General features: G+C 65.0%; 24 protein-coding genes. All 24 read left to right on the top strand.

The genetic code is table 11. The features are described 5' to 3' along the window. The first annotated feature begins 17 nt into the window (after positions 1-17). The 24 genes from NKJ12_RS21500 (at position 18) to NKJ12_RS21385 (ending at position 22,667) form a co-directional block, all read left to right on the top strand. Positions 18-1,805, top strand: coding sequence for a DNA primase family protein (locus NKJ12_RS21500; protein WP_352704941.1), 1,788 nt, complete (start codon positions 18-20; stop codon positions 1,803-1,805). 362 nt (positions 1,806-2,167) lie between these two features. Then, positions 2,168-3,004 carry a hypothetical protein gene (locus NKJ12_RS21495; protein ID WP_352704939.1) on the top strand — a complete coding sequence of 279 codons (837 nt, stop codon included), beginning with the start codon at positions 2,168-2,170 and terminating at the stop codon, positions 3,002-3,004. A gap of 93 nt (positions 3,005-3,097) precedes the next feature. Next, a complete protein-coding gene (locus NKJ12_RS21490) occupies positions 3,098-3,634 on the top strand; it encodes a phage tail protein (protein ID WP_352704937.1) in 537 nt (178 codons plus the stop codon). Positions 3,635-3,776: 142 nt separating this feature from the next. Then, positions 3,777-4,415, top strand: coding sequence for a hypothetical protein (locus NKJ12_RS21485; protein ID WP_352704935.1), 639 nt, complete (start codon positions 3,777-3,779; stop codon positions 4,413-4,415). Beyond that, positions 4,412-6,511: a phage terminase large subunit family protein gene (locus tag NKJ12_RS21480; RefSeq protein WP_352704933.1), complete on the top strand. Its 2,100-nt coding sequence runs from the start codon at positions 4,412-4,414 to the stop codon at positions 6,509-6,511. Before NKJ12_RS21485 ends, NKJ12_RS21480 begins: the two co-directional genes overlap by 4 nt. Next, positions 6,508-8,112: a phage portal protein gene (locus NKJ12_RS21475; protein WP_352704931.1), complete on the top strand. Its 1,605-nt coding sequence runs from the start codon at positions 6,508-6,510 to the stop codon at positions 8,110-8,112. The genes NKJ12_RS21480 and NKJ12_RS21475 overlap by 4 nt, the downstream gene beginning before the upstream one ends. Beyond that, positions 8,112-8,411 carry a hypothetical protein gene (locus NKJ12_RS21470; protein WP_352704929.1) on the top strand — a complete coding sequence of 100 codons (300 nt, stop codon included), beginning with the start codon at positions 8,112-8,114 and terminating at the stop codon, positions 8,409-8,411. Before NKJ12_RS21475 ends, NKJ12_RS21470 begins: the two co-directional genes overlap by 1 nt. Beyond that, positions 8,392-9,441, top strand: coding sequence for a head maturation protease, ClpP-related (locus NKJ12_RS21465; protein ID WP_352704927.1), 1,050 nt, complete (start codon positions 8,392-8,394; stop codon positions 9,439-9,441). The genes NKJ12_RS21470 and NKJ12_RS21465 overlap by 20 nt, the downstream gene beginning before the upstream one ends. Before the next feature lie 46 nt (positions 9,442-9,487). Further along, a complete protein-coding gene (locus NKJ12_RS21460; RefSeq protein WP_352704925.1) occupies positions 9,488-10,156 on the top strand; it encodes a head decoration protein in 669 nt (222 codons plus the stop codon). A gap of 96 nt (positions 10,157-10,252) precedes the next feature. Beyond that, positions 10,253-11,281 carry a major capsid protein gene (locus NKJ12_RS21455; RefSeq protein WP_352704923.1) on the top strand — a complete coding sequence of 343 codons (1,029 nt, stop codon included), beginning with the start codon at positions 10,253-10,255 and terminating at the stop codon, positions 11,279-11,281. A gap of 52 nt (positions 11,282-11,333) precedes the next feature. Next, complete coding sequence (locus tag NKJ12_RS21450; protein WP_352704921.1) at positions 11,334-11,765, top strand: hypothetical protein; 432 nt, start codon at positions 11,334-11,336, stop codon at positions 11,763-11,765. Beyond that, positions 11,762-12,523 (top strand): hypothetical protein, encoded by a 762-nt coding sequence (locus NKJ12_RS21445; RefSeq protein ID WP_352704919.1) that lies wholly within the window; start codon positions 11,762-11,764, stop codon positions 12,521-12,523. The genes NKJ12_RS21450 and NKJ12_RS21445 overlap by 4 nt, the downstream gene beginning before the upstream one ends. Beyond that, complete coding sequence (locus tag NKJ12_RS21440; RefSeq protein ID WP_352704917.1) at positions 12,520-12,723, top strand: hypothetical protein; 204 nt, start codon at positions 12,520-12,522, stop codon at positions 12,721-12,723. Before NKJ12_RS21445 ends, NKJ12_RS21440 begins: the two co-directional genes overlap by 4 nt. After that, on the top strand, positions 12,723-14,237 hold the full coding sequence (locus NKJ12_RS21435; protein WP_352704915.1) for a phage tail sheath subtilisin-like domain-containing protein: 1,515 nt from the start codon (positions 12,723-12,725) through the stop codon (positions 14,235-14,237). The genes NKJ12_RS21440 and NKJ12_RS21435 overlap by 1 nt, the downstream gene beginning before the upstream one ends. A gap of 40 nt (positions 14,238-14,277) precedes the next feature. Then, positions 14,278-14,643: a phage tail tube protein gene (locus NKJ12_RS21430; protein WP_352704913.1), complete on the top strand. Its 366-nt coding sequence runs from the start codon at positions 14,278-14,280 to the stop codon at positions 14,641-14,643. A 1-nt stretch (position 14,644) separates the two neighbouring features. Then, positions 14,645-14,950, top strand: a complete 306-nt coding sequence (locus tag NKJ12_RS21425; RefSeq protein ID WP_352704911.1) for a hypothetical protein — start codon at positions 14,645-14,647, stop codon at positions 14,948-14,950. A gap of 139 nt (positions 14,951-15,089) precedes the next feature. After that, positions 15,090-16,889 carry a phage tail tape measure protein gene (locus NKJ12_RS21420; RefSeq protein ID WP_352704909.1) on the top strand — a complete coding sequence of 600 codons (1,800 nt, stop codon included), beginning with the start codon at positions 15,090-15,092 and terminating at the stop codon, positions 16,887-16,889. Further along, positions 16,889-18,025 carry a DNA circularization N-terminal domain-containing protein gene (locus tag NKJ12_RS21415; protein ID WP_352704907.1) on the top strand — a complete coding sequence of 379 codons (1,137 nt, stop codon included), beginning with the start codon at positions 16,889-16,891 and terminating at the stop codon, positions 18,023-18,025. Before NKJ12_RS21420 ends, NKJ12_RS21415 begins: the two co-directional genes overlap by 1 nt. A 49-nt stretch (positions 18,026-18,074) precedes the next feature. Continuing rightward, a complete protein-coding gene (locus NKJ12_RS21410; RefSeq protein ID WP_352704905.1) occupies positions 18,075-19,136 on the top strand; it encodes a phage baseplate assembly protein in 1,062 nt (353 codons plus the stop codon). Then, on the top strand, positions 19,133-19,582 hold the full coding sequence (locus tag NKJ12_RS21405; RefSeq protein WP_352704903.1) for a phage baseplate assembly protein domain-containing protein: 450 nt from the start codon (positions 19,133-19,135) through the stop codon (positions 19,580-19,582). The genes NKJ12_RS21410 and NKJ12_RS21405 overlap by 4 nt, the downstream gene beginning before the upstream one ends. Continuing rightward, positions 19,582-20,121: a phage GP46 family protein gene (locus NKJ12_RS21400; RefSeq protein ID WP_352704901.1), complete on the top strand. Its 540-nt coding sequence runs from the start codon at positions 19,582-19,584 to the stop codon at positions 20,119-20,121. The genes NKJ12_RS21405 and NKJ12_RS21400 overlap by 1 nt, the downstream gene beginning before the upstream one ends. Continuing rightward, the gene (locus tag NKJ12_RS21395) at positions 20,093-21,169 is read left to right on the top strand and encodes a baseplate J/gp47 family protein (RefSeq protein ID WP_352704899.1); all 1,077 of its coding nucleotides are present in this window, start codon (positions 20,093-20,095) and stop codon (positions 21,167-21,169) included. Before NKJ12_RS21400 ends, NKJ12_RS21395 begins: the two co-directional genes overlap by 29 nt. Continuing rightward, on the top strand, positions 21,162-21,890 hold the full coding sequence (locus NKJ12_RS21390) for a putative phage tail protein (protein WP_352704897.1): 729 nt from the start codon (positions 21,162-21,164) through the stop codon (positions 21,888-21,890). Before NKJ12_RS21395 ends, NKJ12_RS21390 begins: the two co-directional genes overlap by 8 nt. 12 nt (positions 21,891-21,902) lie before the next feature. Then, the gene (locus NKJ12_RS21385) at positions 21,903-22,667 is read left to right on the top strand and encodes a phage tail protein (RefSeq protein ID WP_352704895.1); all 765 of its coding nucleotides are present in this window, start codon (positions 21,903-21,905) and stop codon (positions 22,665-22,667) included.

Raw genomic sequence — 22,667 nt, 5'->3', positions numbered from 1 at the left:
GCAAGAAAAAGACTGGCATGCCTGAAGAGGTGGCCACCATTCTCGACGAAGCGACGCGCCAGGCCGAAGCGGCCGGGCTGCCCCGCACCCCGCTCGATGTCGATGTGACTGTCGACGAACTGGATGATGGAGAGCCGGGCACCGGGCCGCGCCGCGGCAGCAAGGTCGATATGGAGGCGGTCAAGGCTTGTGCAGGCCTCGACCATTCCGATACCGACAATGCCGAGCGGCTGCTTGCCCATTTCGGCGAGGATCTGCTGGTGCTGGCCCAGGCGAAGGCGCGCAAGGCCGCCTACGCGGTTTGGACTGGCACGCATTGGGACATCGACACCGGCGATCCGCGCTCGCTGGCGGTGGCACAGAACCTCGGCGGGCGCATCGCGCTGGAGATCGAATATATCGATCACACACCGGCTGAGAAGATCGCGATCGAGCGCGGCCATGAGGCGCTGAAGAAGCTGGAGCAAGAGCGTTCTCCTGGCGAGAAAAAAGTCGCCAAGATGGCGGAGGCGGCCCAAAAGAACCTCGCTGCGCGCATCAGCCGGCGCATGTCGCACGCCGTCTCTTCGAAGAACAAAGGGCGGCTCGAGGCGATGCTCGCCTGTGCAGCACCCCACGTCATGCGCGGGCCTGACGAATTCAACGCCGACCCGCTGAAGGTCGCGCTGCGCGGCCATACACTGTGCTTCCGCAAGGTGATCAAGACGGTGCGCAATCCCGCCTTCGACGATCCCGACGACAGCCGCGAGGACGTGCCGGAGTTCATCGTCGCGCCTGTCGCCGAACTGAAGGTGGTCAAGGGCCATCGCCGGCAGGATCTGATCACACAGGTCGTGCCGGTCGATTACGACGCAAAGGCCGGCTGCCCGAAATGGCTCGCCTTCATGACGCGTATGCTGCCGCACGAAGAGGTGCGGCGCATGGTCCAGGTCGCGGCCGGGCTCGGCCTGATCGGGCTGACCGTGCAAAAGCTGTTCTTCCACTACGGCTTCGGCGCCAACGGCAAGTCGGTCTTTCTGGAGGTGCTTTGCCGCCTACTGGGCGAGGTCTCGGTCACGCTGCCGTCAGAATCGTTCACCGGCGAGGGCAAGGCCGGCGGCTCGGCCAATCCGGATATGGCGCGGCTCTATGGCCGCCGTTTCCTGCGCGTCAAGGAAATGCCGGAGGGCGAGGATCTGCGCGAGAACCTGGTCAAGGACCTGACCGGCGGCGAGCACTTTGCCGTGCGTGACCTGTTCCAGGGCTATTTCGACTTCAAGCCGATCTTCACCGGCCATATGTCCGGCAACGGCTATCCGAAGATCTCTGGCACCGACAACGGCATCTGGCGCCGCATGGCCGTCGTCCACTGGCCGGTCGTCCTCGAGGCGAGTGAGCAGCGCGAGTTCGAGGAGGTCGTTTCCGAGTTCCTGCCGGAGCATCCCGGCATCCTCAACTGGCTGGTCGAGGGCGTGATGATCTTCCTGCGTGAAGGCCTCGTCGTGCCTGAGGCGGTGCGGGCGAAGACGCAGGAGTATCGCGACCAGATGGACCCCACGGCCGCCTTTGTGGCGCGCTGCGTTGTGCGAGAGGAGCAGGGCGAGCCGGTCACCGCCAAGCAGTTCTATCAGGCCTATGTCGACTTCACTGTCGACCAGGGCGGCAAGCCGGTCTCACTGACCCGCTTCGGCCTGATCATGCAGAAGAAGTACCGGCGCGAGGATGGCCGGATCGTCCATTACCACGGCATCCGCCTCGTCGACGTGCCGCCGGCCAAGCGCGATGGCGGCTCCGGCCAGCATGATTTCGAGGAGCATCTTCGCTGATGACGCGTCTCCCCGTGACCCCTCGTTTGGCTTGCATTTTGGCCCGCAAACCCATGCGCGCCTTGAATTTATTGGCTTTTCCATGCCGACACTTGGCGACAGTCGCGCCAGTTCGCGCTACTCACTTCGCAGTGAATAAGACAGCGAAAACAAAGGGTTGCGACAGTCTGCACCACTTTGGCGAGGGCTATAGGTGTGAAGAGGGGTCCGGGGGAGAAAAAGTTTTATGCGTATAGGCATCGAATAACTATCGCTACTCCCGCAACGACACGTCAAGACATTGAAACCGCTAAACAAACTGTCGCTTCATAACTATCGCTGAACTCCCGCAAACTATCGCAAACTGTCGCAAGGATAAGAAGATGAAGACCGTGACCATTGAGGAATTGCTGACCTGGGCCTTCGTCAATGAATTGCCGAAGGGCGGCGGGGTTGATGGGCTGGACAACGCCAACTCGGCCTGGCGGATGCTGGAGGCGTCATCATGGGGCAAGATCACGAGCTTTGCCGAGCTTGGCGCGATCATCGACAAGGGCCGGGGCGATACCGAGAACTACTGGATCGAGCAGGGCGAGCCGCATGACGACGCGGTTGCGGTCGGGCGTGCGGTTGCCGGGCTGTCGCGCTGCGACGTGGCGGTGCCAAAGGACTGGAACGCGCTGGCCGACTGGCCCGATACCGAAGGTATGGCCGAAGCGGCGGTCAAGAAGGCCGTTGAGCGCTACATGGTGCGCACGCCGCAACGGCGGGCGGCGGGTATCATCAGCCTCGTCGTCGGCACGGCCATTCTCGGCCGGGAGCCGGACTTCGCGGCCGAGCCGTCCAAGACGCGCATGATCGAGCGCAGCGGCAAGCCGGCATGGTTCGTCATGAAGCGGCTGACCGACATCCATGGGCAGACCTATGACCTGGAGGTTCACGGCTATGACGAGCGCAAGCAAAGGCCGGTGAAGGGGGCCTATCGCAAATATGAATTCTCGACCGATCCGACCGGCGACATCCTCGGCCGGCTCGATTACCAGATATGGGTCGCGGCCCTGCGCCGGCTTGAGGTAGAGATCGCCATGCAGATGACCGGGCACAGGCTGGTCTATTCGGATCGCTCGATGACGCCATGGTTGGACGCCGACAGGCCTGGCGTCGCCATCGTCGAAAGGGCAGCAGATCGGCCTGTGAAAAAAACTGCCGTTGCTTGTTGACGCGCGGGAGAAACTTGACATACATCTGAACACGGTAAAAAAGAAATCACCTCGGCGCCCCAAGCGACCGGGGTTTTTCATTGGGAAAAGCGCGTGACGGTCGAACTCCATGTCGATGCGTCCGACTTCGAGCAACTCGGCCGCGCGATTGCGCGCCTGCCCGATCAGATCAAGGCCAAGGCCGCAGCGCGGGCGATGCGCCGCATCACCGAGATGGCGCGCAGCCGCATCGTCAAGCGCAATGCCGAGCGCATCGACATCCCGCCATCGCGGGTGCGGGCGGTGACCACGGCGCAGTTCAATGCGGGCGGCAACACGTCCGATGTTATCCTGAGATCGGGCTGGCTGCCTCTCTACAAGCTCGGCGCAACCCAGACTGCCAAGGGTGTGCGCGTCCGATTGAGAGGATCATATCGCTCTGCCTTCATCGCTGAGATGAAGAGCGGCCATGCTGGCGTGTTCAGGCGGCAGGGCAAGGAAAGACTTCCGATCCGCGAGCTGTTCGGGCCGAACCCGGCGCACGACATCACGAACAACCCGGAGGTCTACCTCCAGGTGCTGACCGAGCTGATCGAGCAGAGCTTGATGCCTCGCTACCTGCATGAGGTCGAGAACCTCCTGCCCCGCTGACCCCACCCCCGGTGTAGGGACCGTATCAGCGTTTCCAACCCATACGGGCCCGGGGGAGCCCGGGATTTTTCTAGTAGGCGCGTCGGAAAGCGGTACACGCAAGAACGTGTGATGCACGCGTGCCGCACGGGACACTGCACGCATGGTCATCGAAACCGACGCCGACGCCGGCGAGTGGATTTCGATCACGGACGCCGCGGCGCGTTTGAGCGCGGCCGGTGACCGGATCGACCGCTCGACCTTGTCGCGCTACCTGAAGCAGCACGCGCAAGCGTTGCCGACGCGCGAGGAGGGTAAGTCCCACCTGGTCGAGTTCGGCGTGCTGGTCGCGCACCGTGGCGAGAACATTCGGCTGCGCGCGGTACCGCCGGTCTCCGGGCAGGCTGCTGGCCTGGGCCTCAAAGCGATGGCGCCGCCTTCAAGGTTCGCCGGCAGCCAGTCTGACGGCTTTGCCCGCAAGGCGCAGGCCGATGCCGAGATGCGCGAGATGGACCTCGCCAAGCGCCGCGGCGAACTGACGCCGACGGCCGAGGTCGACAAAGCCGGCCGCGACGCCATCGCGCTGATGCAAAGCGCCTTCGACCGGGCGATCGAGAGCGAGGCGGCGAGCCTTTCGGTCAAGTATGGATGGGACGAGCGCGTCGCGCGCATCGCGCTGAAAGGTTTCGTCCGCGTCGGCCTCGACGACTTCAACCGCGAGATCCGCGAGCGCCTCGACCAGCACGAGCGCGAGCGCGCCGCCGGCGACACCGGCCCGTTCGACCAGGCCGGCCTGCAATGAGCTATCACGACGCGCGGCTGTCCTTTCCGGAGCTGCCGCATGGCGCCGAAATCCTGTTCACAGGGCTCGAGGCCGCCAGCCGGCCGGTCGCCGACTTGACCATCTCGGAATGGGCCGACCGCTACCGCGTCGTCTCGCCGGAATCGGGGTCGCCCTGGCCCGGCCCGTTCAAGACCGACCGAGTTCCCTACCTGCGCGAGCCGCAGGATTGCCTGCATCCCGACCATCCGGCGCGCCGTGTCACCTGCCGCTGGGCGGCGCAGCTCGGCAAGTCGACGGCGATCGAGAACTGGTTCGGCTTCATCGTCGACCAGGCGCCCGGCTCGATGATGATCGTGCTGCCGACGCTGGAGGAAGCGACGAAGTTCAACCGGGTCAAGCTGCAGCCGACGATCGAGGCGAGCCCACGCATCGCCCACAAGGTGATGCCGGTCAACAGCCGCGACGAGCAGGGCTCCACCACCTCGTTCAAGCGCTACGCCGGCGGCTTCTGCCAGATCGTCAATGCGGGGTCTTCCAAGGGCCTGCAGATGGTCTCGATCAAGTATCTCGCCATGGACGAGGTCACCGGCTACCCGCGCGATGTCGACGGCCGTGGCAGCCCGCGCGACCAGGCTCGGGCTCGCCAGAAGATGTATGGCGACCTCGCCAAGGAATGGGAGGGCTCGACGCCCGGGATCACCGGGGAATGCGCGATCTCCGGCGACTTCGAAGCCGGCGACCAACGCTACAGCTACGTGCCTTGTCCGCATTGCGGCATCTATCAGGCGCTCGAATTCGACCACATGCATGACGCGGACCCGGCCCGAAACCTTCCGGTCCACATGGCCTGCATCGCCTGCAACGGAGCCATCCTCGACGGTCACAAGGCCGAGATGAATGCCCGGGCCTATTGGATCGCCCGCCGCGTCCATGACGGCGAGGAGCCGGTGCCCGAGGCAATTCCGCCGGCGGACATTGACCGCTGGCGCTGCGATCCCTGCGAGGGCCGCTGCCGCGACTGGCAGCCGAGCTATCATCTGTGGGCCGCTTACGCGCCACGCGAACGCTTCGCCGACATCTGGAACCGCTTCAAGGACGCCGAAGGCGACACGACGAAGCTGCGCACCTTCTACCAGCAGGACCTGGCGCTGCCCTATGATCCCGGCGGCGTCGCGGTCGAATGGGAAAAGATCGTCGAGGCGGCGCGGAAATTTCCGTTCCCGCAAGGCATAATCCCCGCCGAGGCCGGCATCATCGTCTCGGCGGCCGACGTCCAGGGGTACGGCATCAAGTGGTCGGTTTGGGCGATCGGGCCGCGCGATCGTGCCTGGCTGATCGATCGCCAGGTCTTCATGGGCGCGCCGGACCAGGTCGACGATGCCTGGATAGAACTCGCCGATGCGCTCGGCAAGACCTACCGCACCGCCGGCGGCGGCGAGAAAGGGATCGATCTTTCCGGCGTCGATTCGGGCTTTGCCACCGACCGGGTCTACCGCTTCTGTGCCTCGCGGCCGAACGTCTACGCACTCGACGGCCGCCACCCGATCGGCCTGCCATGGCTCGGCACGCCGGTGAAGAAGGATATTCGCGACCAGCGCAAGCGCAGCGTGGCCAAGGTGATGCTCTATCCGGTCGGGCTTTACGACATCAAGACTTCGGTGATGGCGGCACTGGCCAATTTCGTGCTCGGGCCGGACGAGCGGGGCAGCTGGCCTCGCAACACCATCCATCTGTCGAACGAACTCTGCGACGACGAGTTCGCCAAGGAGATGACTGCGGAGCGGCTGGTCGATCCCGACGAGGAAGCGCGCGCAACGGTCTCGCGGCGGGCTCGCAACCTGATCAGTCCGAAGGCGCCGCGCGAGTGGAAGAGGATTTTAGGCCGCGCCAACGACTGGTTCGACACCACGGTCTATGCCTTCGCGCTGGCCTGGCATCTGAAGCATAAGCGCCGTCTCAACACCGAGCGCTGGGCCGATCTCTTGACCGAAGTGCATGGCAAGTCGACCGAACCAGATCTGTTCGAAGCGGCGGACGCCGGGCCGTTCACACAGAAACCGAAACCAGCTCGCGACATGAGCGAGAAACGGAAAGCCTGGGCAAAACGGAAATGAGCAAGCCACGCATCAGAGTGCCGGCCGGCTCATCGTCACAGGCACTCGCTGTCCAGCGCCCGCCGATGACCGCATCCTACCTTCGCGACAGCCGGTCCGGGATCATCAACACACGGGCGGCCTATCTGCGGGAGAGCCGTGACGATATTCGCCAAGCATGGCGCCGTTCGGCCGGCATCGCGGTCGACCTGATCCAGAATTCCGGCCGGCTGCGCGGCGCCGCGGACCAGGTCATTGCCGATACAGTCGGGGTCGAACTGGTGCTCAGCCCGCGGCCGAACCTCGCCCGCCTCGGCTGGAGCGAAAAGGAAGTCGCCGACTGGATCAAGTTGGTCAAGGAGGAATGGAAGCGCTGGTCGTGGAGCCCGCGCGAATGCGACCTGCGCGGCAAGTTCACCATCCCGCAGCTGGTCGATATCGCGCTGCGCTGGGATATGGCCTATGGCGAGGCGACCGGCGTCATGTCCTATATGAGTGCCGCCACGCGCCGCCATTATGGCATCCGGAGCGGCACCAAGCTCTGCATGGTCCCGCCGCACAGGCTTGTCCAGGATACCAGCGAGTTCGAAGGCCTCTACCAGGGCATCTTCCACGACGCCAATGGCCGGCCGACACATTACCGGTTCGAAGAACGCAATGCCGGCATGCTTGAGAAGCGGGACTATCCGGCCATCGACGCGCAGGGTCGACCGGTCGTCATCCATGCTTTTGATCCGATGGATGCCACCGACGTGCGCGGCATCTCGCGGATGGCGCCGGCCTTTCGCCAGCACATCCAGCACGAGGTTCTGGTCGACACGACCATTCAGACGCAGATCCTGCAGACGATCTTCGCCGCAACCCTGACTAGCGCCTCGCCGTCGAAGGAAGCCTTCGAAGCCTTGGAGGCTTTGCCAGACGATCAGTCCGAACTGCGCGACGAGTTCCTCGCCTATTTCGGCGGAGCGCTCGAAAGGGCGCGGGACGGCGACATTACAGTTTCCGGCGACCCGCGCATCTCGCATCTCGCGCCGGGCGAAGAATTTATGCTGCACGGCGCCAAGACACCGGGTCCGCAGTTCCTGCCGGTCTGGCAGGCGCTGTCGCGCGACATGGCTCGCGCAATTGGGATCACCTATGGCGGCCTGACGATGGACCATAGCAACGCGACCTATTCGTCGACGCGCATGGAGAATGCATCGATCTGGCCCGTCGTCGTGCGCCGCCGCGAGCGAATCGCCGGCCCGATCTGCCAGTCGACCTATGAGAACTGGCTCGACGAAAGCGTTGGCGAGGGGCGTATTCCATTCAAGGGCGGCTACATGACCTTCGCAGCAAACCGCGATCTGGCATGCTGGGCGCTTTGGCAGGGCCCGGCGAAACCTTCGGCTGACGACGGCAAGAGCGCAAAGGCCTCCACCGAGCGCCTGGTCAACGGCACCTCGACGCTGGCCAGCGAATGCGCCGAACTCGGCTACGACCCTGAAGAAGTGTTCGAGCAGCGCGTGCGCGAGCACCAGAAATATGTCGCTGCCGAAATGCCTTCGCCCTTCGTGCCGCGCAATGCCGGCCCGCCCGACACCGCCGCGCCCGAAGAGCCGGTTAAAAAGGCAGCCGCATAATGCCAATTCTGGTCAAGATCGCTGGCGTCACTGTCGACGCGGAAGATCCGTGCGCTCTCTATCAGGCGCTTTATGCGGCCAAGCTGAAGCTGATCGCCGGCGAACGTGTCGAGGAGACCGAGGTGCGCTCGCCGGTCACCCACCAGCGCGTCCGCGTCTCGGTCGGCAGCGTCGCCGCGCTCGATGCCGAGCTGATGCGGCTTGCTGCGGCTTGTTCGGCACTGTCCGGCAAGCGGTCACGCTACGCCAAGTCCATGCGTTTCACCCGAGGATATCCTAATGGCGGCAATTCTTGCTGACGGCGAGCTGACGCTCTCCGGCGATGTAGGCGACGCATGGTTTGGCGACAGCTTCACCTATTCCGAGGTCGTCATTCTGCTTGCGCAGATCGATGACGATGCCGAACTGACTGTCCGGCTGAATTCCGGGGGCGGCATTGCCACTGAGGGCGCTGCAATCCACGCGCTGCTCGCCCGCCGCGGCGGCCGCACGGTTGTTGTCGTCGAGGGTATCGCGGCATCGGCCGCCTCGCTGATCGCCATGGCAGGCGAAACGGTGACCATGGCCGAGGGGTCGATCATGATGATCCACGATCCGTCCGGCATCACCTTCGGCACGTCCGACGATCACGCCAAGTCGATCGAAGGCCTCGAGGCATTGGCAACCGCCTATGCCCGTGTCTATGCGGCGAAGTCCGGCCTGACGGCCGACCAGTGCCGCGAGATCATGAAGCGCGAGACCTGGCTGACAGCCGCCGAAGCGGTCGAGCAAGGTTTCGCCGACGATGCCGGCGACGGCAAGGCTGGCGCAGTCGCCGCCTTCGATTACCGAATTTACGCGCATGCGCCGAAGCGGCTCACCGCTCTGGCCAAGAAAAACGGCTGGTCGCATGAAGCGGCCAGTTCGCCAGCGGCGAAGTCCGCCGACACCAACCGTCAGCAAAAGGAGACTTCCATGACGGACAAAGAACGCGCGGACGCCTTGGCCGCCGAGCTTGAACAGATGAAGACCGCCCATACGGCTGCGCTTGCCAAGGCTGCTGCCGACGCTATCGCTGCCGATCGCGCCCGGCGCACGGCGGTCATGGCACTGGACGAAGCCAAGGGCCGCGAGGCGCTTGCCGACACGCTGATCGCGACGCAGCTGTCGGTCGAAGACATCAAGGCGGCGCTCGCGGCGGCGCCGAAGGCCAGTGAAGCCGACCAGAAGGCTTATGAGCAGCAGCGGCTCAACGCTGCCGGGCTCTCGCTGCCGGGCGGCCAGAAACCCGCCGATGCTTCGGCCGGCTGGAAGAAGGCGGCGGATAGCATCAACAAGCGCAACGGCTGATCGAGCCTTTCGCGCACCATCCTCAAGATCGTGAAAGGCTGAAGCCATGACGACTGTTACCGAAGGCCGGCATGCCGGCGAATTCCTGCTCAGCGAGGCGAATTTCCACCGCTCGCGCGATAACGCCACCGTCGCCTTTTTGCAGACGCTTCTTGCCGGCACCGTGCTCGGCCGCATCGCGGTCGTTGCCGGCGTTGTCGCCACCGCGGCCGCCGATGCCGGCAACACTGCCGGCTCCGGCGCGCTGACGCTCGCCAATCCGGCCGTCTCGTCCAGGGTCAAGGACGGCGTCTACAACATCATTTGTACCGAGCCGGCGACCAATGGCGGCACGTTCGAGGTGACCGATCCGACGGGCAAGTCGATCGGCAAGGCGACGGTCGGCGTCGCCTTCAACAAGGAAATCAAGTTCACTATCGCCGACGCCACCGACTTCGTCGCCGGCGACCGCTTCACCGTCACGGTCGCGGCCGACGCGGATGATTTCCAGTATGTCGCCTACAATCCGGCCGGCACGGACGGTTCCGAGGTCGCGGCGGCAATCGCGCTCTATCCCGTCGTCACGCCTGCCGACGCGACGGCGGCCATCGCCATCATCGCCCGCTCCGCGGAAGTCAACGGCCACCAGCTCGAATGGCCGGCCGGCATCGCCGCAGCCGACAAGGCCGACGCGGTCCAGGCGCTCGAGGCGCGCGGCATCATCATCCGCAACTGACGGTGCGGCGGGTGACCGCCGGCCATTCCGATTGAGCCCGCGGCCCGCCGCGCCGAACCATTCCTGCCAGTCAGGATTTCCAAAGGGAAACCCAAAATGGACAACATCCTCGACATCTTCAAGAATGACGCGTTCAGCTGCACGTCGCTGACCGATTTCGTCAATGACCTGAAATACCGGCCCGGCCGCATCGGCGAGATGGGCCTTTTTTCTTCGCATCCTGTCACGACCACGAGCATCGCCATGGAGCGCGTTGGCGACATCCTGCAGCTGGTCAAGCCGAGTCCTCGAGGCGGTCCCGGCGAGACCCGCGACATGCCCAAGCGCAAGATGACCGATTTCAAGGTGCCGCACTTCCAGCGCGACTGGGGCGTGCTCGCCGACCAGGTGCAGAACGTTCGCGCAAAAGGGACGTCTGACCAGTTGGCGACGGTGCAACAGATAGTCGGTGCCGTCATTGCGGCCAATACCTCGGACTTCGACCTGACCGAGGAGCATGCCCGCCTTGGAGCCGTCACCGGCATCATCACCTATGCTGATGGTTCGACCTTGAACCTGTTCACGGAATTCGGCATCAGCCAGGTCGCGGAGGTCGATTTCGACCTGGACAACGCCACGCCTGACGATGGCGCCCTTCGCCTTGCCTGTACGAAGGTGATCCGAGCAGAGAAGAAGGCGCTCGGCGCCGTGCCGTTCGCCTCCGTGCACTCCTTTGTCGGCGACACCTTCTTCGACCAGTTGCTGACCCATAAGGAGGTTCGCGACACCTACAAGGGATGGTCCGAAGCCCAGATCCTGCGCGACTCTTTCGTCGGCCAGAACCGCTCGTCGAATCCGACGTTCGAATTCGGCGGCATCGTCTGGGAGAACTACGGCGAGATCGACGGCGAGGGCGTCGGCATCGCCACGACCAAGGCGCGCTTCTTCCCGGTCGGCGTGCCGAACCTGTTCAAGACCTACATCTCGCCGGCCGATTACATGGAGACCGTCAACACGCTCGGCGAGCGTCTCTATGCCAAGCAGTGGCCGATGCAGAACGACAAGGGCATCAATGGAGAGTTGCAGATGAACGAGCTGCAGCTCTGCACCCGTCCCGGCACGCTGATGGGCGCGCGCAACACCTGATCGACCCGGCGGCGCTCGGCGCCGCCAATATCCTGTACCGAGGCGCTTGGTTATGATCGACTGGAACGAGGCTTCGGCGGCGCTCGAAACGACCGTCGCCGAAGTCTTCGACCGCGAGACCTTCCGCGTCGTGCCGACGGCGCGGCGGGTCGGCGTCAACGATACCCGCATGGCCGATCCAGACCGTGTCGGCTTCCCATTCCTCGGATCGATCCATTTCGGCCCGGCCGCTCTCGCGCCCGGCTTCTCTCATCCGTCCATGCTGTCTTCGGATCGCGACCGGGCGCGCGAAATGCCCACGCATGAGGCTGTCGTGACCGCGCTATCGACCGACTGGCCCGAGCCGGTCAAGGTCGAGGACCAGATCGTCTGGCTTGACCTCGAGACAGGCAGTGAGAAGGGCCGTTTCCTGATCGCCGCCATTCCGATCGACGGCGGCAAGCGCCTGGCCATCTTCGTCAACCGCACCAAGGGCCGGCCATGACCATCGCTGCCGAAATCGCCCGGCTGGCCGCCGTCGAGAGCCTGTGTCCGACCGCCGCCCTGCTTGCCGAAACGGCGCTGCCGACCTTGGCGCGCCATCGCGTCTTCGACAGCCGCCGTCCGGCGATCGACGAACTCGACGCCGGCGAGGAATACACGCCGGTGCTGTCGCTGTTCACCCGCAAGTCGGAATTTCCGCGCCGCGGCCAAGGGCAGGGCAGCGTCGCCCGAAACGGCCGCACCATGCTCGAGGTGGTGGCGGAGCTCTGCGTGTCGGCGCATGACGAGGACGGCTCGCCCTATACCGACGCCATGGTCGGCTCCGACCCGAAGGCGCGCATCGTGCTGTCGGCGCTCTGCGCGCAGGTGCGTTTCGTGCTGACGCAAGGGCCAACAGGCACGCTCTTTCGCCAGATCGTCATGGCCATCGAAAGCATCGACGAGGAAGGCTTTGCCGTCCCCGAGCTTGGCCTGCGCTGGCAGCGCACCACCATGCTGTTCGACTGCCAGATACCCGACGACGATTTCTCCGGCGGGGCAGGGCTGCCGCAGCCGGCCGCGCGCATCGCAGCGCTTCTGCCCGACAATTCCTACGCCAAGGCCACCCTGGCCAATATGGCCGCGCAGTTCGTCGCCGCCGCACCATTGCCGATCATCGACACGATCGCCTTCGAAGTAAAGCAGGCCGGCGTCTCCGGTGAGATGGGTCCTGCCGCCGCGATCGCGCAACCCTTTCCTGAGATCGAGGAAGAGACATGACCACGCTCGTTCACGTCAGACTGGCGGATGCCGCACATCGCATGCCGCACCCGTTCAACCCGAGCGTCGACTTTCCGGCAGAAGGGCTGACCGTGGACCGCGAGGACCCGGCCTGGATGCAACTCATCAATGACGGCTCGCTGACGATCGTCGAAAAAGAAGCGCCTGCCACGGCAGGCAAGCGCAAGGAGAAAAACTGATGGGCATCCTGTTCAACAACATCCCCGGCGCCGGCCTGGTCGCGCCGCTGTTTGCCTTCGAGGTGACCTCCGGCGGCAGCTACCAGTCGGCCTCGCGCCTGCTGCTGATCGGCCATAAGAACACCGGCGCGCTCATTGCAGACAATACCCCGACGCCGGTCGGCTCGGCGCAGGAAGCCGTAGCACTTTGCGGCGCCGGCTCGATGCTGGCCGAAATGGCGCGTGTCGCGTTCTTGAACGCGCCGACGCAAGAGACCTGGATCATGGCAGCGCCGGCGACTGGGACGGCCCGCGTCGACACCATCAAGGTCAATTCGGTTCCGGCCGGCGGCGGCGTCGCCACGGTCGAGATCGGCGGCGAGCCGGTGCAGGTGCAGATCGCCGCCGGCGATAGCGTCAACACGGTCGCCGCGGCGCTGTCGGCCGCCATCAACGCCTATTTCAACACGCTGACCGGTGCGGCGCTGTCGGTCGCCGCGACGGTCGCCACGGACACGGTGACGGTGACCGCCCGCCATCTCGGCCTGATCTATGTCGACTATGACTTCTATGTGCCGACCGTCGTTGCCGGCAACGCCTTTGCCGGCGCTGCCGTCACCATCACCAACACCGTGGTGCCGACCGGCAGCCCGGACCTGTCGGCTGCCCTGGCCGCCCTCGGCGACGATCCCTTCGACTGGATCGTCTCGCCCTTTTCGGACGCCACCAACATCGCCCGCTACACGGCGGCGATGAACGATGTGTCCGGCCGCTGGGCGTACAATCGCCAGGTCTACGGCCACGTCTTCACCACCGCAGCCGGCACGCTGTCTGCGCTGACCACGATCGGCCTGGCGCTCAACGATCGCCATCTGACCATTCATCCGCGCCTGCCTGTCGCCGCCGGCAACCCGACGCCCGCCTGGCTGGCCGCCGCTGCCCGCACGGCGCGCATCGTGCCATGGCTGTCCGACGATGCCACGGGCAATGTCTCGCGCAACCAGAAGGGCCTGGTCGTTCAGGGCGAGCGGCCGCCGCGCGACCGCTCGCTCGTCCCGATCTATGCCGGCCGCAACACCATGCTGCGCTCCGGCATTTCCAGCGTCATCGTCAACACCGATGGCGGCGTGGCGATCGACAAGATCGTCACCACCTACCAGAAGGACGCCAATTCGCAGCCGGACGAGACCTTCCGCGACATCCAGGCAATGGGCCAGCTCGTCGCCATCCTGCGCTATTTCCGGGCGCAGCTTTCTTACGAGCACGGGCAGAAGTCGCTTGCCGACGAAAACCCCGGCGGCCTCGGCGCGATCTCGACGCCGAAGTCGATCAAGGCGACACTTGTGCACGCCGCCGACACGCTGGAAAATCGCGGCGTGCTGGAGAACGCGCGCGGCTTTGCCGACCGGCTGATCGTCCAGCGTAACAGCCAGAGCGCCAACCGCGTCGACATCATGGCGCCGATCGACCGCGTCAACCCGCTCGACGTAATCGCCGCCAACGCGATGCTTTATAGCCAGTATCGCGCCGCCTGATCGCCGCCTGACCATTCCATTCAACTGAGAGGATAAACCGATGCAGAATTTCGGCGGAGAAATGACGTTCGGTCTTTCGACCGGCGATCGGATCGTGGTGCGCGGCGCGGCCGAGATCATGCCGTCCAATGTCGAAATCACCGGCGCCGCCAACCAGGACGGCTCGCCCTATCGCACGGTCGAGCCGACCGCCTTCAAGGCCAACCTCACCTTCGAGGATCTGCCGACCGACGATTGGAACCGGCTGATGCGGGCGTCAGGCTTCAACGTGACGCTCAACGAAAGCTTCACTGGTGTTCAGCACCTGTGGACCGAAGCCGCCTTCACCGGCACGCCGACGATCAACCGGGCAACCGGCGAAGTCACCGGTGTGGCGCTGATCGCCCGCGTCTACCGGAAGATCTGACATGGCCGAGAAAATCGTTCCGCTGTCGCGGCGCTACGAGGCGCATGGCGAGGCCTTTGACAGCGTGACGGTGCGCGAGCCTCGCTTCGAGGATCTGCTGGCGCTTGGCGAGCCTTACGAGGTGCAGCGCGCCGCCGGCAACAATGTCGTCATCGAGAATGTCGACACTGTCGCCGCCTATGTTCGCCGCTGCGTCGTGTCGCCGGGGATCGAGAAGCTTGGCGTGCTCGAGCTGGCCGATGCCAGGTTGGTGCGCGATGCGGTGATCGGTTTTTTTATGCGTACCGCGCAGGCGGGCACCGAGTAGGCGACGTCATCGGCATCCAGGCCGATGACCTGATGTTCTATTTCGGCTGGCAGCCCGGCGTCGTTCTGCCGATGCCGTTTTCCGACATCGCCATGCTGCACAGGCGCGGCATTGAATTCCTGAAGCGTAGGCCGAAGACATGAGCAACCGCACGATCGAGGCCATATTGCGCCTGTCGGCGAAGCTCGGCCCGATGGGTGCCTTCGGCCAGTTGTCCAGCAAGCTCAACCAGGTCAATCAAAAGGCTCTGGCGTTCAACCGCACGCAAGGATTGATGGCGCGCAACAGCATGCTGGCGGCAAACGCCGTCCGCGGGCTCGTCGCCTATGGTCTTGTGCGCGGAGCCGGGCAAATGGTGACAAACTTTGCCGGCGCCGAACGGCGGCTGAACCGCATCGCCATCAATGCCGATGCCGGCAAGGACAAGCTCGGCGAGATGTTCCGCACGGTCGACCGTGCTGCGCTCGACTATTCGATGACGCAGGACGGCATCACGGACGGCCTCGAATCGCTTGTCGCTTCCGGCCGCAGCCTCGACGATGCGCTGTCTTTCCTGCCTTCCGTCGCCGCCACAGCGCAGGCGGCCGGTGCCGAAATCGCCGACATAGCAACCACGGCCGATGCGATCGGCAGCTCGTTCCATTTCGCCGGCAACAACATGCAGCGCGCGTTCGACATCCTTGTGACGTCGGGCAAGCAAGGCAAGTTCGAGTTGAAGGACATGGCCCAGTACCTGCCGTCGCTGGCGCCCGCCATGGCCTCGCTTGGGTATGAGGGTGAGAAGGGGTTGGGCAAGCTCGCTTCCATGCTGCAGACGGTGCGCCTGCAGACCGGTGATGCGAGTTCCGCTGCCACCAATTTGCAGAACGTGCTGCAGAAGATGGAAGCCGATCAGACCGCCAAGAGCTTCTCGAAGTTCGGTGTCAATCTGCGCAAGGAAATGGCCAAGGCGCGCAAGGAAGGCCGTGACCTGATCGACGTGTTTATCGAACTGACCGATCGCGCCCTCAAAGGCGATCTTTCGAAGATCCCGCAACTGTTCACCGATGCACAGTTCCAGCAGGGCATGCGCGCACTCCTGCAGGGCCGCGACGCGATGGAGGGCTTCCAGAAGGGGCTCGAAAATGTCGATGGCGCGACGATGCGCGATCTCGGCCGCATCCTCGACGACAACCAATCGAAGATCGACAGAATGTCGGCTTCCTGGGAGCGGATGATCCGCTCGATCGGCAGTGGCATCGCTGGCCCGGCGACCGGTGCCATGGACTTCGTCAGTTCCAATATGGACAAGGCACAGTTCATCAATGCGCAACTCGACAAAGAAGGTATGAACTTCTGGGACAAGCGCATGTGGTGGCTGCGCAATGGCTTCGACAATCAGGACCAGGGGCTGACGGCGTTCAAGGGCGGCTGGCGTTCTCCGGAAGGACTGCTTGCCGCCAAGGGGCCGATGGGCGCCAGCCCGGAACTGCCGTCTCGCCGTCAGGACCAGCCGGGCCGCACGCCGATCCCGACACCGCGTCCGGTCGCGCCGAGCGTGGCCGAGCAATACCGGCTCTACGGTCGCGGGCACGCAGCCGCGGTGCGCAACAGCGTTCGGGTCGAGAAACCGGCCGGCTACTTCGGCAACGAAATCGATTTCAGCGCGATGGAACGAGCCACGGACGCCGCAGCCGCCGACCTGAAGGGAGCCGGCGTCGAGACGGCATCGTCTGTTGCCGATGGCGGCAAGCAGGCCGGCGACAGCATCAAGTCGGGTGCCGACACTCTTGCGTCGGTCGCCGGCAAGCTGGAAGCTGCAATCGTCGCCGGCGCCAATGCGCTTGCCGGCGCCGCCCGCAGCGCTGCCGCCGACCTGTCGCGGCCTATCGGCTCGCTTAAGGCGGTTCGCGCCGACACCGGCAAGTCCAATGCCGGCCATCTGATGGGACCACGCTGATGCGCGACTGGCTGAAAGCCTTTCGGCCCGCGTCATTCCGTGGCGTGCCGTTCTTCGTCGAGGCCGAGGAAGCCGAAGGCGGCCGGCGCGTCGCCATCTCGCCGATCGCCTATTCCGATCTGCATGTCACCGAAGACATGGGCGGCGATGTCAGGCGCTTCAGCCTGTCGGCCTATCTCGCCGGCGACGTTGCCGATGCTGCCGCCCGCAACTTTACCGCCGCGCTCAACGCACCGGGCGCCGCGACGCTTATCCTGCCGATGGGCGGTCCGGTTCTGGTGCGGGTGCCGCGCTGGTCGCTGTCGCGCGAACGGGCGAGAGCCGGCTATGTAGGCTTCGAAATCGAGTTCGTTGCGGCCGGGCTGCCGGCGCTGCCTTTCGCTGCAGTGCCCGGCGCCTTTGCTATTGCCGGCAAGATCGCTGCCGCCATTGACATGATCGCGTCTGCCGCCGCTTTCCGCATGCGCGATGTCGCGCCCGGTCAGGCGGCACCCTCGGCGCTTGCCGCCGCATCCGCCGCGGTGGCGATGGCCTCGGTCGCCGATGCGGCGGAGATGCCGGCCGAGACGCGGCCTGTCATTGCCGATCAGATTGCGACGATTACGCGCCTGTCGTCGGAGCCGGTCACCCAGGCCGGACCGATTGCCGCGGCGATCGTCTCCACGGTCGGCGCCCTTGCCGATGCGGCGAGCCCGACCGAAGCCACTGAAGCTTTTGCGGTTGCCGCCGCACCTTCCGGCACCGATGTCTTCGCCCTGGTGTCGGCAGCCGCCTTCGCCGCTGGCTTTTGCCAGGCGCTTGCCGCCGGCGATTATGTTTCGCGCCAAGACGCGCGCCGCGCCCGTGACCGCATTGAGCCGGTCGTCGATCCCGTCCTCGATGCCCTGTCGACAGGCCTCGACGTTGCGGTCAGCGAATGGCTGTCGGATATCGCGGCGACCGCGGCATCGGACCTCAGTGCCGTTGCCGCCAATCGGGCGCCACTGGTCAGCGTGCAGACCGAAATCTCGTTGCCGGCGACAGCACTGGCCTACGCGCTTTATGGTGATGCTGGCCGCGCCGGCGAGCTGGTCCAGCGCAACAGCGTCGCCACGCCTGCCGCCATGCCGATCAGCTTCGAGGCCATCGCCCCTTAGCTTACGTGTACACGCTGCCCTCACAGGGGCGGCCTGAGAGGATCGTGCCTTGCCGCTTGAGACCATTGCCATCCAGGCGGGCGGACTATTCCTAACCTGGCAGGATGTCTCGATCTCGATCTCGGCCGAGGAGGCGGTGCGCAAGGCTATCGTGAATGGGCACATCCCGCCGGGCGCATCGCCACCATGGCCGGACACGAAGGCCACTCTTTCGGCGAACGGCACATTGCTGCTCACCGGCTATGTCAGGGATCTGAGCCCCGACCAGGGATCAGATGATTGGCGGGCGGCGATCTCGCTGGTCTCCCGCACTGTCGACGCGGTCGAGACCTCAATCCTGCACAAGACCGGCCTGGTCGAAAACAAGGACATCAAGGGTATCGGCGAGGCCTTCGACAATTGCGGCATCGGCATCGAGGCGAAGGGATCGTTTGAAACCATCGCCAAGCATCAGATCGAGCCGGGAGAATCTCTCTATTCGACACTGGAGCCGCTGGCTCGTGCCGAGGCGGCGATCATCCACGACACGCCGGAAGGCAAATTGCGGATCGTCCAAAAGCCGGAAGGTTCGCATAGCGGCGGCCTGGTTGCCGGGGTCAACATAATTTCGGCCGGCGCCGAGTTTTCCGGGCAGGGCAGGTTCGACCCGGTGATCGTGCGCGGCCAGCAGTCGCGCGGCACGACGCCCCAGGCGCTGCGTCCTGAGGCCAAGGCGCCCGACCCCTCGGTCGGCCGCAGCCGCCCCAAGATCGTCGTTCTCGATGGCGAGGCGACGACGAAGCATATGAAGAATGCCGCCGAATGGGAGGCCCGCGCGGCGGCCGGCCTTGCTGTCAACGCGACCATCACCGTGTCGGGTTGGCGCGATGCCGGCGGCAGGATATGGACGCCGAACTTTCTGGTCTATGTCCGCCATCCGCGCGTCTTCCTCGATCAGATGATGGTCATCAAATCGGTGGAACTGACGCAGGACACACAAGCCGATGGTGACGGCACGCGGGCGACCTTGACGCTGACCGATCCGCGCGCGCTCGGCGGCTCTTCGTCCGGTTCGAAGTCGGGCAAGGGCTGGTCGGCGCCGGAGCCAAAGGCGGAGTATTCGGCGCAATGAAATCTTCCGCGCACCTGACGCGTTTCGAGATCGACTCTTCGCGCTTCGACAATGGCCAGCTGCTGATCTCCGGTCGCGGACTTGCCGGCGAGACGTTCAAGGATCTCCTCTACGTCCAGCCGCATGGCGCCGCCAGTCGTCCGCCCAAGGGCGCGATCGGCGTTGCCATGGTCATGCCTGGCCGCCGCACCCAGGCGATGCTGATGGGCATCGAGCACGCTCAGCACCGGCCCGACCTGCCGGACGGTGCCGCGGCACTTTACGATGCGTCTGGAAACATCATCAAACTGTTCGCCGGAGGCGTGACCATGGATTTCGGCTCGCGGACCATCACGCTGACCGGCGGCACCTGGAATGTAAAGGGCGACCTTAACGTCGACGGCAACATCACCGCCACCGGCTCGATCATCGACGCCGGCGGCAACACACCGCACCACACGCACTGATGATCAGGATCGTTCCACTCACCGGCGACGGCGAACCGCTGCTGTCGCCCGATACGCTATGGGACGGTACGTCGGGCGACTGGGCCATAGAAGGCGACGACAAGGCCAATGCCGGCGGCCTGCGCGCCAAGGCGGAACTTGCCACCGCCGTGCTGCTCTGCCTGATGACCGATGCGCGCGTCGAGCCGGACGAGCTGCCGCCCGAAGAGCAGAACCGCGGCTGGCCGGGCGACAGTTTCGACCTTCGCACCGACCTCGGCGAGACGATGATCGGTTCGAAACTCTGGCTGCTGCGCCGCTCGACGGCAAACGATGCGACCGCATTGCGGGCCGAAGACTATGCCCGTGCCGCCCTGCAGACACTAATCGACCAGAAGGCTGCGGCCACTGTTGAGGTGATCGGTACGGCCGATCCGGCGCAGCGGCGCATCGATTTGAAAATCACCTTGAAGGACCGCGATGGCGCGGTCGTCTTCGATCGCCGCTTCGGCGTCCTGTGGGAGCAACTGCGTGGCCTGGACCGTCCTCTCGCCAACTGAGATTTCGACCCGGCTGCGCGGCACCTTGCGTCGCTACCTGCCGGGCACCGATGCACTGGTCTGGCCCAACAATTTGACCGCAATCGTCAAGACCGTCGCCGCGGGCATGCACGACATGCATCTGCGCGCCGCCTGGCTTTACGATCAGATCTTCGCGACCACGGCGAGCGTCCAGCATCTGGAACGGCACGGTGCCGAACTCGGCATCTATCGCCGGCCGATGGCGCGCGCCGAGGGTGTGGTGACGCTCAATGGCTATGCCGACACCATCTATCCGGCCGGCATCGCCTTCATCGCCGGCAACCGGCTCTATCGCTCGGTTTCCGATGCGCGCTCCGACCTGGCTGGTTTGCTCGCGCTGACCATACTGTCCGACGATTATGGCGTCGCCACCAACATCGCCGCCGGCGAGACTTTGCAGCGCGCCGACCCGACGCAGTTTCCGAACCTCGATCTGGAAGCGACTGTGGCCAGCGGGGGCATTGGCGGCGGCGCCGACACCGAGACGGATGCCAGCCTGCGCGCCCGCATCCTCGATCGGAAACGGCGGCCACCGCAGGGCGGCGCCTATTCGGACTACGAGCAGTTCGCGCGCGCCGTGCCCGGGGTCACCCAGGCCTGGGCCTTTCCGTTTGCGGATGCGCCCGGCACTGTCGGCGTCTGGTTTTTGTTCGAAGGCCGCGAGAATGGCATTCCGCAGGCCGGTGACATCGCCCTGGTGGAGGATGCGCTGGATGCGCGCCGCCTGATCCGTGCGGGCCTGTCGGTTTCGGCACCGATCCCGTCGCCGCTCGACATCACCATTGCCAATCTTGCCGTCGACACGGTGCAGACGCGCGCGGCGATTGCCGCCTCGATCGCCGCCATGCTGGTCAGGCGCGCGCGGCCGGGCGTCGCTTCCGCGCCGTTCACCCTGTCGCGCTCGTGGATCTCGGAGGCGATCAGCCTTGCCGTCGGCGAGGACCGGCACTTCCTGATCAACCCGTCCGGCGACATCATCTATGTCGGCGGCGAGATGCCGGTGCTGGGCACGGTCGACTATGTCTGATGCCGTGCGCTGGCCGCGCTATCCGGGCGAGGACGAGCTTGCCTTCTTCCACTTCGCCCCGGACGATCCGTTCATCGGCGCGCCGCCGCAAGGCGATGTCCTGTCCGATCCCTCGGATGAAGCCGCGGAAGGTTTTTTGACGGCGCTGCTGCCGAAGGGTGCGGCATGGGGCACGCCCGACAACCAGGCGCTCGATCCACTGTCAGTGCTGTCACGGTTCTGGCGCGCAGTCGGCTCGGCCTTTGCCGATGCCTATCGGGCGCTGTTCGGCGTAGCGCTCGAATCGACGGCGGTGACGCTGGTCACTTCGCTGGACGACTGGGAAATCGAATACGGGCTGCCCGATCCCTGCCTCGGGCCGGACCAGACGATCGACTCGCGCATGCGCTCGCTGCTGCTGAAAATCCGCTCCGGCGGCACCATTACGCCGGCCGATTTCATCAAGCTTGCGGCCGATGCCGGCTATGCCATCTCGATCGAGGAGCCAACGCCGTTCCGGGCCGGTGCATCGACTTGCGGCGGACCTGAGGCAATCGCCGGCGGCGAGGTCGTCGAATATGTCTGGATCGTCAGCGTGCCTGGCGTGTCGGTCGAATTCTTTCGCGCCGGCGACGGCCGTGCCGGCGAGACGCCGCTCGGCCGGCTCGGCCTGCCTGACGATCTGATCTGCCTGTTCAACGCGCTGAAGCCCGCCTGGACCACCATCGTTTTTTCCGTCTGAAAAGAGGCCGCCATGAAGTTCGTCAACCCGCGCAATGCGCCCGTATCGAGCGAGCGCATCCCATACTGGAACGAGAACCGCGCGGCTGGTCTGACCGGTGCCATCCCGCCGGCCGATGTCTTCAACGATCCGCAGGACGAGATCCTGAAGGTGATCGTCGAAGCCGGCCTCACCCCCGATCCCGCGGACAAGACGCAGCTCTGGCAGGCTCTGCAGGCGCTGATCGCCGACATCGTTGCGGGCGGCACGCCGTCAATCGAGGTGCCGCCCGGCTCGGTCTCGATGTTTGCTGCCGCGACGGCGCCGACCGGCTGGCTGAAATGCAATGGCCAGGCGGTCAGCCGCGCGACCTATGCCGATCTGTTCGCGGCGATCGGCACCAGCTGGGGCGTCGGCGATGCGGTCTCCACCTTCAACGTGCCCGACTTCCGTGGCGAATTCCTGCGCGGCTTCGACGACGGCCGCGGCATCGACACCGGACGCGTCTTCGGCAGCTTTCAGGATTACGCCACGGCGCGGCCGCAGACGGACGATGTCGCGCGCGTCAATGGCGATGGGTCGCTTGGAACGCTTCGGCAAGCCGGCAATGCGACACCATCGACCAACCCGTCTGAGGTCGGCTTTGCCCGCGTCGCCAAGACCGGCGAGCGCAACGTTAATGACGGCTGGGATCCGGGCGGCGGCGGCAACCCCTATGTGGACATCGTCAATGTGACGACAGGCGATGCCGAAACGCGGCCGCGCAACCGGGCGGTGCTTTACATAATCAAGACCTGA

Source organism: Mesorhizobium sp. M0195, from assembly GCF_040322115.1.
In the GTDB taxonomy this organism is placed as follows: Bacteria; Pseudomonadota; Alphaproteobacteria; order Rhizobiales; family Rhizobiaceae; genus Mesorhizobium.
This window is presented reverse-complemented; position numbering and strand designations above follow the sequence as displayed.

Bases quoted from the DNA above. Each gene is read 5' to 3' on its own strand.
- NKJ12_RS21500 (WP_352704941.1), top strand. From the start codon at position 18: ATGCCTGAAGAGGTGGCCACCATTCTCGACGAAGCGACGCGCCAGGCC.
- NKJ12_RS21495 (WP_352704939.1), top strand. From the start codon at position 2,168: ATGAAGACCGTGACCATTGAGGAATTGCTGACCTGGGCCTTCGTCAAT.
- NKJ12_RS21485 (WP_352704935.1), top strand. From the start codon at position 3,777: ATGGTCATCGAAACCGACGCCGACGCCGGCGAGTGGATTTCGATCACG.
- NKJ12_RS21480 (WP_352704933.1), top strand. From the start codon at position 4,412: ATGAGCTATCACGACGCGCGGCTGTCCTTTCCGGAGCTGCCGCATGGC.
- NKJ12_RS21475 (WP_352704931.1), top strand. From the start codon at position 6,508: ATGAGCAAGCCACGCATCAGAGTGCCGGCCGGCTCATCGTCACAGGCA.
- NKJ12_RS21470 (WP_352704929.1), top strand. From the start codon at position 8,112: ATGCCAATTCTGGTCAAGATCGCTGGCGTCACTGTCGACGCGGAAGAT.
- NKJ12_RS21465 (WP_352704927.1), top strand. From the start codon at position 8,392: ATGGCGGCAATTCTTGCTGACGGCGAGCTGACGCTCTCCGGCGATGTA.
- NKJ12_RS21460 (WP_352704925.1), top strand. From the start codon at position 9,488: ATGACGACTGTTACCGAAGGCCGGCATGCCGGCGAATTCCTGCTCAGC.
- NKJ12_RS21455 (WP_352704923.1), top strand. From the start codon at position 10,253: ATGGACAACATCCTCGACATCTTCAAGAATGACGCGTTCAGCTGCACG.
- NKJ12_RS21450 (WP_352704921.1), top strand. From the start codon at position 11,334: ATGATCGACTGGAACGAGGCTTCGGCGGCGCTCGAAACGACCGTCGCC.
- NKJ12_RS21445 (WP_352704919.1), top strand. From the start codon at position 11,762: ATGACCATCGCTGCCGAAATCGCCCGGCTGGCCGCCGTCGAGAGCCTG.
- NKJ12_RS21440 (WP_352704917.1), top strand. From the start codon at position 12,520: ATGACCACGCTCGTTCACGTCAGACTGGCGGATGCCGCACATCGCATG.
- NKJ12_RS21435 (WP_352704915.1), top strand. From the start codon at position 12,723: ATGGGCATCCTGTTCAACAACATCCCCGGCGCCGGCCTGGTCGCGCCG.
- NKJ12_RS21430 (WP_352704913.1), top strand. From the start codon at position 14,278: ATGCAGAATTTCGGCGGAGAAATGACGTTCGGTCTTTCGACCGGCGAT.
- NKJ12_RS21425 (WP_352704911.1), top strand. From the start codon at position 14,645: ATGGCCGAGAAAATCGTTCCGCTGTCGCGGCGCTACGAGGCGCATGGC.
- NKJ12_RS21420 (WP_352704909.1), top strand. From the start codon at position 15,090: ATGAGCAACCGCACGATCGAGGCCATATTGCGCCTGTCGGCGAAGCTC.
- NKJ12_RS21415 (WP_352704907.1), top strand. From the start codon at position 16,889: ATGCGCGACTGGCTGAAAGCCTTTCGGCCCGCGTCATTCCGTGGCGTG.
- NKJ12_RS21405 (WP_352704903.1), top strand. From the start codon at position 19,133: ATGAAATCTTCCGCGCACCTGACGCGTTTCGAGATCGACTCTTCGCGC.
- NKJ12_RS21400 (WP_352704901.1), top strand. From the start codon at position 19,582: ATGATCAGGATCGTTCCACTCACCGGCGACGGCGAACCGCTGCTGTCG.
- NKJ12_RS21390 (WP_352704897.1), top strand. From the start codon at position 21,162: ATGTCTGATGCCGTGCGCTGGCCGCGCTATCCGGGCGAGGACGAGCTT.
- NKJ12_RS21385 (WP_352704895.1), top strand. From the start codon at position 21,903: ATGAAGTTCGTCAACCCGCGCAATGCGCCCGTATCGAGCGAGCGCATC.